The following is a 2101-nucleotide window of genomic DNA, read 5'->3' on the forward strand; positions in this document are numbered from 1 at the left end:
CCCCGTGCAGCAGCGCGCCCCACAGCTCCAGCGTCGAGGCGTCGAAGGCCACCGGCGCCAGTTGCAGCCAGACCTCCTCCGGTCCGAAGTGCAGGAAGCCGTTGCCCAGCACCAGCCGGGTGATGCCCCGGTGCGGCACGCTCACGCCCTTCGGACGGCCCGTGCTTCCCGACGTGAACATCACATACGCCAGGTCCTCCGCGCTCACCCCTCCCTCCGGCGCCGTCTCCGGCTGGCGGGCAAGCTCGCTCCATGCCGTATCCAACGTCAGCGCCCGGCCCGCACTCGGCGGCAGCTTCTCCACCAGTGACCGCTGCGTCAGCGTCACTTCGACGCCCGCGTCTCCCAAGAGCAGCGCGATGCGCTCCGCCGGGTAGTTGCGGTCCACCGGGACGTACGCACCTCCGGCCTTCAGGATGGCCAGGAGGCCCGCCACCATCTCGAACGAGCGCTCCACGAACACGCCCACCCGCGTGCCGCGCTTCACGCCCTGGCTTCGCAGGTGGTGCGCCAACTGGTTCGCCTTCGCGTCCAGCTCGCCGTACGTCAGCGTGGCGCCTCCTTCCGCGAGCTTCAGCGCCACTGCCTGTGGCGTCCTCCGAGCCTGCTCCTCGAAGAGGGCGTGCACCGGTACTTCGCGGAGAGACCCGTTGGCCGTTTGGTTCCACGTCACCAGCACCTGCTGGCGCTCCGACTCCGTCAGCAGCGGCAGGCGGCCCACCGCTTCCTCCGGTTTCGCCACCACGCCTTCCAGCAGCACGCGCAGGTGCTCCACCATCCGGCGCACGGTCTCTGCTTCGAACAGGTCGGTGCTGTACTCCACCGACCCGCTCAACCCCTGCGACGTCTCCGTGAAGAAGAGGCTCACGTCGAACTTTGACGTGCGGATCTCCAGCTCCAGCGGCTTCATCGTCAGCCCGGGGAGCCGCGCCTCTCCCTCGGGCATGTTCTGGAGCGCCAGCAGCGTCTGGAAGAGCGGCGTGTGGCTCAGGCTGCGCTCCGGCTGAAGCGCCTCCACCAGCTTCTCGAAGGGCACCTCCTGGTGTTCGTAGGCCTCCAACACCGTGCCCCGGACCTGCTTCAGCAGCTCACGGAAGGATGCCTCCCCGTCCACCTGCGCGCGCAGCACCAGCGTGTTGACGAAGAAGCCAATGAGCCCTTCCAGCTCCGCCCGCGTGCGCCCCGCGATGGGCGAGCCCACGCTGATGTCCGTCTGCCCCGAGTAGCGCGACAGCAGCGCCTGCCACCCGGCCAGCAGCACCATGTACAGCGATGCACCTTCGCGGTGCGCCAACTCCCGCAGCGCCTGGGCCAGCGGCGACGGCAGCAGGAAGGAATGCACTGCTCCGGCGTTGCCTCGCACCGCCGGACGCGGACGGTCCGTCGGCAGCTCCAGCACCGGCGGCGCTCCCGCGAGCTTGCCCCTCCAGAAGTCCACTTCCTTCTGGAGTGTCTCTCCCTGCAACCAGCCGCGCTGCCATGCCGCGTACCCCGCGTACTGCAAGGGCAGCTCGGGCAGCGGCGACGGACGGCCTTCCGCGAAGGCCGCGTACAGCGCTCCCACCTCGCGGATCAGCACGCCCAGCGACCAGCCGTCCGACACGATGTGGTGCATCGTGATGAGCAGCACGTGCTCGGTGCTCTCCAGCCGCAACAGGCTGGCCCGGATGAGTGGCCCCCTATTCAGGTCGAAGGGCTCCGCCAGCTCCAACCCGAGCCGGCGCCGGACCTCTTCCTCCCGCTGCTCGCGAGTGAACCCCTCCAGGTCGACGTCCGCCAACGGCAGGCGCGCATGCGGATGGATGCGCTGCACGGCCTGGCCTTCGTGCGGCTCGAACGTCGTGCGCAGGGCTTCGTGCCGGCGGACGACTTCGTTCAGGGCTCGCACCAGCGCGCCCCGCTGCAGGGTGCCCTGCAACCGGACCGCCACCGGGACGTTGTAGAGCGCGCTGCCCGGCTCCAGCTGGTCGATGAACCACAGCCGCTGCTGCGCGAACGACAGCGGCGGCGCCTCATCCCTTGCGATGGGCTCCAGCGCCGAGGGCGGCGGACGCGCGGCCGTTCCCAGCCGCTCGGCCAGGACTTCCAGCACGGGCGCCTC

At 70.0% G+C, this 2101-nt stretch carries 1 protein-coding gene; it reads right to left on the reverse strand.

Features of this window, described 5'->3' with window-relative positions; translation table 11 throughout:
* On the reverse strand, positions 1 to 2092 hold a 2092-nt coding region (locus ACLEQD_RS41925; protein WP_410391521.1), incomplete at its 3' end, for a condensation domain-containing protein.
* Positions 2093 to 2101 lie beyond the last annotated feature (9 nt).

Source organism: Corallococcus sp. 4LFB (assembly GCF_046520365.1).
Classification (GTDB): Bacteria; Myxococcota; Myxococcia; order Myxococcales; family Myxococcaceae; genus Corallococcus; species Corallococcus caeni.